Source organism: Natronospirillum sp., from assembly GCF_022565775.1.
Lineage (GTDB): Bacteria > Pseudomonadota > Gammaproteobacteria > Pseudomonadales > Natronospirillaceae > Natronospirillum.
Genome location: NZ_JAIUMC010000036.1, coordinates 22,674 through 29,946, shown reverse-complemented (window position 1 = coordinate 29,946; position 7,273 = coordinate 22,674). Strand labels below are relative to the sequence as shown.

Sequence of the window (7,273 nt, the reverse complement as noted above, 5' to 3'; positions counted from 1 at the left end):
TACGAATACATAAACTACCTCCGTTGTAGTCCAAGAATTCATCCGCACCTCCCTGTTGCTGTCCTCTGCTGACTGTCTACTGGTATATTGCTCTTTCCCTCCGACTTCCCTAATCTCCCCACTGAACCCTCGCAACAGGAAAGACTATGGAACCCTGGGTCTACTGGTTGGCACTGGCGCTGGTATTGTTTGCCGTTGATATCGTGGTGGCAGGCGGAGCCAGTGGTATTCTTCTGGTACTGGCGCTGATGGCGCTGGCAGGTGTGCTGGCGGCGTTGCTGGGGCTGGATGTAACGGCTCAATTGGCGTTTGCTGCTGTTTCCGGTCTGGTGTTCATTCCTCTGGTCATTGTCATCATGCGCCGTATTACGGGCCGCCGCGAAGGGCAGCACAGTGACGGCCGCCTGGCGGATGAGACCTATACCGTCCAGCAGGAGGCAGATCGTCTGGTCGTGAAGGCGCTGGGTGACGTCTATCCGGTCAAGGCAGAGGCCGGGTCGGACACGACTCTGCAGCCCGGCACTGCAGTGCGCATATTGCGTTTCGAGGGGATCACTGCCATCGTACGGCCCGAGGCTTCGTCCGCGCCTGAAGGGCCCGCCGAAAAACCCTGATATCATTTTCCGAATTTCCGTCTCTGGAGCTCTGAGTTATGGACAATCTATTTGCTGAATTTACGGGTCTGGGCCTGATTACCCTGCTCGCGATCGTCATCGTGATGCTGGTCATCAAGGGTCTGACTCTGGTCCCGCAGCGTCGCACCATGGTGATCGAGCGGCTGGGCAAGTTCCACCGTGTGCTGGAGCCCGGCCTGAATTTCATTGTGCCGTTTATCGATTTGCCACGACAGATCACCATTCTGCGCTTCGAGAACAACCAGCCTGTGGTGCGTATCGAGCGCCAGATCGACATGCGCGAAATCGTGCTGGATTTCCCGGCGCAGGCCGTGGTGACACAGGACAACGTGAACGTGCAGATTGACGGTGTTCTCTATTACCAGATGATGGATGCGCAAGCGGCCGTCTACGGTACCGAGAATCTGGTGCTGGCGATTCAGACCCTGGCCCAGACTTCGCTGCGTTCCGAGATCGGCACCATGGAGCTGGACAAGATTTTCGAGTCCCGCCATGAGATCAATGGCCGTCTGCAGTCCACCATGGATGAAGCGGGCAACAAATGGGGCGTCAAGGTCAACCGGGTGGAGATCCGTGATATTTCCATGCCGGATGAAATCCGCGAAGCCATGAACCAGCAGATGGTGGCCGAACGCAATCGACGGGCTCAGGTCAGAACGGCCGAGGGCTACAAGCAGGCGGAAATTCTCAAGGCGGAAGGTGACAAGCAGTCACTGATCCTCAACGCCCAGGGTAACCGGGACGCCGCCATTGCCAAGGCGGAGGGTGACAAGAAGGCCGCAGTGCTCCACGCAGAGGGTGAAGCCAGAGCGATCCAGTTCATCATGGAGGCTATCGAAGACAAGGTGCAGGACAAGTCCATTGCCATCAATTACCTGATTGCCAAGGACTATATCGACATGCTGCCGACCCTCGCCAAAGACGGCGATCGTGTCTTCGTGCCGGTAGAGTCCTCCAATCTGATGGGCTCTGTCGGTGGTATTCGCGAACTGCTTGGGCCAGGTGCGATCAGCGGTTCGCAGGGCAACGGTGGTGGTACCGCCTGAACCTGACCATGCGCGAACACCGTATTGAAGATCTGATCCAACTGTTCAACGGGCTCTTTCGGGAGCCCTGCAACACGATACTGGTGGCCGGTGAGGGTGAACCTCTGTATCGGCCCGCCGATCACCGTTTTCCGCACCACCGCATCATCTTTGCCCATGGTTTCTATGCCAGCGCCCTGCACGAGATAGCACACTGGTGTGTGGCCGGTCCGCAGCGCCGACAACTCGAAGACTATGGCTACTGGTACAAACCGGATGGCCGCTCTCCAGCCGAACAGGCAGAATTCGAGCGCGTGGAAGTCAAGCCACAGGCCTATGAATGGCTGTTTTCTGCCGCGGCCGACCATCCCTTTCATTTCAGTGCCGACAATATTGCCGGTGGCTGCGGACCCAGCCCCGATTTCAGGCAGAAGGTCCGGGAAAGGGCTCAGCAACTCCTGGCGCATGGCATGCCGGATCGCCCGAAGATCCTTGTGGCGGCCCTGTGCGATTTCTACGACACGCGGCCGGACTCTCTGGCCAGTCATATCTCTGCCGGCACCGGAAAGGTCACGCAACCGGCATAAGGTGACGATTGTCAGTCGAACTGAGTGCCATAGGCCGCTAAACTGCTGTTTCCAGAGAACTGCCTGTCAGGGAATACAGTATGGCACTCCCGCTTGCGATAGAAACACATCAACTCCTCAAGAAGTTTGGCACCAATCGTGCCGTGGACGGCGTCGACCTGAGCATCCCTCAGGGCATGGTGTACGGCGTGCTGGGCCCCAACGGTGCCGGCAAAACCACGACATTGCGCATGCTGGCCACGTTGCTGCGCCCGGATGGCGGAGAAGCCCACGTGCTGGGCCATGATGTGGCGCGTGAGCCAGCCCGGGTGCGCGAGCGAATCAGTTTGACCGGGCAGTTTGCCTCGGTCGATGAAGATCTGACCGGACTGGAGAACCTGCGCCTGCTGGCTGGACTGCTGGGTTTCCGGCGTCGCGAGGGTCGCCAGCGGGCGGAAGAGCTGTTGACAGCCTTCAGCCTCACGGAAGCACAGAATCAGCAGGTCAAATACTACTCCGGGGGCATGCGGCGGCGCCTGGACATCGCCGCTTCCATTCTGGTGACGCCGGACCTGCTGTTTCTCGACGAGCCGACTACCGGTCTGGACCCACGCTCGCGCAATCAGGTGTGGGATATCGTGCGGGCACTCGTAGCCGGTGGCACGACGGTGTTGCTGACCACCCAGTATCTGGAAGAAGCGGACCGGTTGGCCGAACGGATTGCCGTGATTGATCGCGGGCGTGTCATTGCGGAAGGCACCAGTGCAGAGCTGAAGGCCTCCGTGGGCACCAGTGTGCTGCATCTGAGCGTTCTGTCGCCAGACCAGAGAGAGCAGGCCGCGGGTGTCCTCAAGGACCGACTCGGGGTGCCCGCCTTTCGGGAGGCTGACCCGACGGCATTGACCGTGCAACTGGACGATACCGCCCGGGCACCTCTTGCCTTGCATGCGCTGACGGAAGCCGGCATACCCTTGCGCAGCTTCTCGCTGGGGCAGCCCAGCCTGGATGAGGTCTTTATGGCGCTGACCGGAAGACCGGCGGAATCAGACGAGCCGGAAAAGGAGGTGGTTGTATGACGGAACAGGACACCATGGCAACACCTGATGCAGCCAGGGACACTTCACTGGAGGCCGCACTGCAAAGCGCCCTGGCACGGCGGGCTGCGCCGCGGCGACCCGGTGCCATTTCCAATGCCACCATGTTTGGCTGGCGCGCCCTGCTGAAGATCAAGCATGTCCCGGAACAGCTCTTTGATGTAGTGATCACGCCGGTCATGTTCACAGTCATGTTCACCTATCTGTTCGGGGGTGCTCTGGCCGGATCGACAGTGGATTATCTGCAGTTTCTGCTGCCCGGCATCCTGGCACAGACCGTGATCTTTACCACCATCTACACCGGGGTGACCCTGAACACCGACATCTCCAAGGGCATCTATGACCGCTTCAAGTCCATGCCGATCTGGGCCCCGTCGCCACTGGTCGGGGCCATGCTGGGCGATTTTCTGCGCTATACAGGCTCCTCGGTGATCGTCGTGTTGATTGGCCTGCTGATGGGTTTTCGTCCGGAGGCGGGTCTGTCAGGTGTGATCTGGTCCATGATGTTGCTGAATCTCTTTGCTTTCGGCATTGGCTGGATTTTCACCACCCTGGGCCTGCTGATGAGAACGCCAGGCACAGTGATGACCATCAGCTGGATTGTCCTGATGCCGCTCACCTTCGCGTCGAACGTGTTCGTGGACCCCGCGACCATGCCAGGCTGGCTGCAATCAGTGGTCAATGCCAATCCGGTCTCGCATCTGGTGACGGCGATCAGAGCCCTGATGGCGGGCACCGCCAACCTTGGGCTTCTGGTGAAGTCTCTGTTGATGCCGGCCGCGATTACAGTGATTTTTGCCCCTCTGGCCATGGTGCTTTATCACCGGCCAAGGTGACTGTTCCTGTGTCGCCCTTTGATTGTAAAGAGCCCGTAATAGCGGGCTTTCAGCGCTTCATGTCCACTTGAAACCATGTGTTGCCGACCTTACTAACCTGCATAGAGTCAAGCGTCATTTGCTGAGCCTGGCTCGGTGTGATCGCTGTGCCTGAGCAGGGCAGTGAAAGCGCCAAAATCCTGTAACACAACTGACTATCGCTTCTGAAGGAGGATATTGTCATGAACACTATTGATCTGACTCCCCTGTACCGCAGCTCAATCGGTTTCGACCGTTTTGGCTCACTGCTGGATTCTGTTATGCGCAATGACCAGGCATCAGCCGGTTATCCCCCGTATAACATCGAAGTCACAGACGAAAACCGTTATGCCGTGACTCTGGCGGTAGCCGGCTTTGACCGCAGTGAACTGGATATCGAAGTAGAGCGCGGTGTATTGACCGTTCGTGGCCGCAAGGCAACCGACTCGGATGAGCGCCAGTTTCTGTATCAGGGCATCGCGACACGTGCCTTTGAGCGGAAGTTCAGTCTGGCGGACCATGTTGAAGTACGGGGCGCCAACCTGAGCAACGGCCTGCTGACCATCAACCTGGTAAAAGAAATTCCGGAAGCCATGAAGCCCCGGAGCATCGATATTGATGTGAACCAGGAAGCACTGGAGCACCAGCCGGAAGTCGGGGAAAAAAGCAGCAAGTCAGGCAAGAAAGCTGCCTGATCTGACTGCACCCTGACTGCAGTCCTCAGGGCTGCGGTCCCTTGAAAACAGGCAGCGCCTCGGCGCTGCCTTTTGTTTTTCCTGCCGGCACCGGTTGACACCCGATTCATCAAGGGTGACAGTTCCCGCTTCCTGTCGAATTAGCCATGATCATGCCCGAGTCGCACACCATCGCCAGTGATCGAAAGCTGCGGTCAGTCTGCCCACTGGACTGTCCGGATGCCTGTGCCTTGCAAGTCACCGTGAGCCAGGACAGCCCAACGGCACAGCCCAGGATTACCCGTGTGGCCGGACATCCTGATCATCCCGTCACCAAAGGCGCCATCTGCCACAAGGTGCAGCGTTTTCCCGAGCGTATCTACAGCAGCGAACGCGTATTGCAGCCTATGCGCCGCAAGCCCGGTCGAGCCAAGGGGCTGGCCAGCCGGCCGGTGCATGATGATTTCGAGCCGGTCAGTTGGGATCAAGCCTATGCCGAGATCGGCCAGCGGTTCCGGGATATCATTCGGGATCATGGCGCAGAGGCCATACTGCCCTACAGCTATTATGGCAATATGGGCGTGCTCAGCAGCGAATCCATGGATCGACGCTTTTTCCATCGCCTTGGCGCCAGTCATCTGGCCCGCACCATCTGCAATGCTGCCGCCGCTGAAGGTTATGGGTATACGATGGGCGTGCCTGCCGGCGTCGATCCGGAGGCCACTGTGCATGCCCGGCTGATCATTGTCTGGGGCTGCAACATTGTCAGTACCAACATGCACCAGGTCATGCTCGCCAACGAAGCCCGCAAACGCGGGGCTCGCATCATCTGCATCGACGTGCATCGCAACCGCACGGCGCGCTGGGCTGACGAGAGCTATCTGGTGCGTCCGGGCAGCGATGCCGCGCTGGCACTCGGCATGATGCACATCCTGTTTCGTGACGGCCTGGCAGATCGGGCGTTTTTGTCCCGCTACACCTTGGGCGCCGAAGAACTCGAGCAGTCTGTGGCGGCCTGGACGCCGGAACGAACAGCCGAAGTGACCGGCCTTTCAGTGTCCGATATCGAACATCTGGCCAGCTTGTATGGCACCATAAGCCCCTCGTTTCTGCGCATCGGCAACGGCCTGCAGCACCATGACAACGGCGGCATGATCATCCGCACTCTGGCCTGCCTGCCCGCCATCACCGGCCAGTGGGGCAAGCCTGGCGGTGGAGCACTGAAGGGCAACGGCTGGTATGCCGGCTTTGATCTCAAAACCCTGCAACGCCCTGACCTGCATCCGAACTCCGATGCCCGAACCGTCAACATGAACCAGTTGGGAGAGGCTTTGCTGACCGCAGAACCGCCCGTCAAGGCGCTGTTTGTCTACAACAGCAACCCGGCAACGGTAACTCCTGATCAGACCCGAGTGCGCCAGGGCCTGCAACGGGACGACCTGTTCACCGTGGTGCATGACCTGATGCTGACCGACACCTGTGGCTATGCCGATCTGGTGCTGCCCGCCACCAGCCATTTTGAGAATACCGATCTCTACAAATCTTACTGGCATCTGTATGTGCAATTGCATGAGCCGGTTCTGCCCCCTCAGGGTGAGGCCCGGTCGAATGTGCGGTTGTTTCGCGAACTGGCCGAGGTGATGGGCTTTGAAGAGCCCTGTTTCAAGGACACCGAAGAGGATCTGATTCGACAAGCACTGGCGTCAGACAGCCCCTGGCTGAATGGCATGACTCTGGACAGCTTGCGTGAACAGGGTTGGCAGCGCCTGAATGTGCCCGCAACCGGGCTGTTCCCGCAGCAGATTCCTACCCCTTCCGGTCGGATAGAGCTGGTCTCCGAGCGCCTGGAACAGCAGAACCTGCCCGGGCTCCCGGCGCACACACCGCTGCAGGAACCAGGCAACTACCCCTATTGGTTGATTACAGCCCCCAATCACCGGTTTCTCAATTCCACCAGCGCCGAAGACCCTCGATTGCAGGCACTGGAAGGCGGCGGCCCGTCAGTGATCATGCATCCTGACACGGCTGCTGCCGCAGGCATTGTCGAAGGGGAGACGGTCAGTTTGTTCAATGACCGGGGCAGGGTCAGTTTGACTGCTGTGGTCGCACCTGATGTGCTGCCCGAAACCCTGGTGACCCTGGGGCTTTGGCGCGACGACCCCGAGCAGGGTGTGGTGGCGGTCAATCACCTGACCCCATCACGCTCTGCGGATATGGGTGGCGGGGCAACCTTCTTCTCGACGCGCGTCGGGCTGCAGAAGCAGCCTGCCTGAGCGCAAAACTGTGCACCGTTTCACAATACTGCCGACAGGTTTCCGCTACACTGACGTTTGTTTGGATGTCGCCGGTATTGCTGACTGTTCAACTTATGCACTTACGCCATCGGGAACCATAAACGGATGTCACTTTCCTCACGCCTGTCTGT

The 7,273-nt window shown here is 59.0% G+C and carries 7 protein-coding genes; all 7 read left to right on the top strand.

Annotation, left to right across the window (positions count from 1 at the left end; genetic code table 11):
* Positions 1-146 precede the first annotated feature (146 nt).
* The 7 genes from LAT62_RS08775 to LAT62_RS08745 all read left to right on the top strand — a co-directional run bounded on the left by LAT62_RS08775 (position 147) and on the right by LAT62_RS08745 (position 7,121).
* Positions 147-614, top strand: a complete 468-nt coding sequence (locus LAT62_RS08775) for an NfeD family protein (protein WP_293382117.1) — start codon at positions 147-149, stop codon at positions 612-614.
* 38 nt (positions 615-652) lie between these two features.
* Positions 653-1,681 (top strand): SPFH domain-containing protein, encoded by a 1,029-nt coding sequence (locus LAT62_RS08770; RefSeq protein WP_293382114.1) that lies wholly within the window; start codon positions 653-655, stop codon positions 1,679-1,681.
* Between the two features lie 8 nt (positions 1,682-1,689).
* Positions 1,690-2,247: an elongation factor P hydroxylase gene (locus LAT62_RS08765; RefSeq protein WP_293382111.1), complete on the top strand. Its 558-nt coding sequence runs from the start codon at positions 1,690-1,692 to the stop codon at positions 2,245-2,247.
* Between the two features lie 80 nt (positions 2,248-2,327).
* Entirely contained in the window at positions 2,328-3,302 is a 975-nt protein-coding gene (locus tag LAT62_RS08760) for an ATP-binding cassette domain-containing protein (protein ID WP_293382108.1), read from the top strand.
* On the top strand, positions 3,299-4,156 hold the full coding sequence (locus LAT62_RS08755) for an ABC transporter permease (protein WP_293382105.1): 858 nt from the start codon (positions 3,299-3,301) through the stop codon (positions 4,154-4,156). Before LAT62_RS08760 ends, LAT62_RS08755 begins: the two co-directional genes overlap by 4 nt.
* 221 nt (positions 4,157-4,377) lie before the next feature.
* Entirely contained in the window at positions 4,378-4,869 is a 492-nt protein-coding gene (locus tag LAT62_RS08750; RefSeq protein ID WP_293382101.1) for an Hsp20 family protein, read from the top strand.
* A 146-nt stretch (positions 4,870-5,015) separates the two neighbouring features.
* Positions 5,016-7,121: a molybdopterin-dependent oxidoreductase gene (locus LAT62_RS08745; RefSeq protein ID WP_293382098.1), complete on the top strand. Its 2,106-nt coding sequence runs from the start codon at positions 5,016-5,018 to the stop codon at positions 7,119-7,121.
* Positions 7,122-7,273 lie beyond the last annotated feature (152 nt).

Bases quoted from the DNA above. Each gene is read 5' to 3' on its own strand.
- LAT62_RS08775 (WP_293382117.1), top strand. From the start codon at position 147: ATGGAACCCTGGGTCTACTGGTTGGCACTGGCGCTGGTATTGTTTGCC.
- LAT62_RS08765 (WP_293382111.1), top strand. From the start codon at position 1,690: ATGCGCGAACACCGTATTGAAGATCTGATCCAACTGTTCAACGGGCTC.
- LAT62_RS08750 (WP_293382101.1), top strand. From the start codon at position 4,378: ATGAACACTATTGATCTGACTCCCCTGTACCGCAGCTCAATCGGTTTC.
- LAT62_RS08745 (WP_293382098.1), top strand. From the start codon at position 5,016: ATGATCATGCCCGAGTCGCACACCATCGCCAGTGATCGAAAGCTGCGG.
- LAT62_RS08760 (WP_293382108.1), top strand. From the start codon at position 2,328: ATGGCACTCCCGCTTGCGATAGAAACACATCAACTCCTCAAGAAGTTT.
- LAT62_RS08770 (WP_293382114.1), top strand. From the start codon at position 653: ATGGACAATCTATTTGCTGAATTTACGGGTCTGGGCCTGATTACCCTG.
- LAT62_RS08755 (WP_293382105.1), top strand. From the start codon at position 3,299: ATGACGGAACAGGACACCATGGCAACACCTGATGCAGCCAGGGACACT.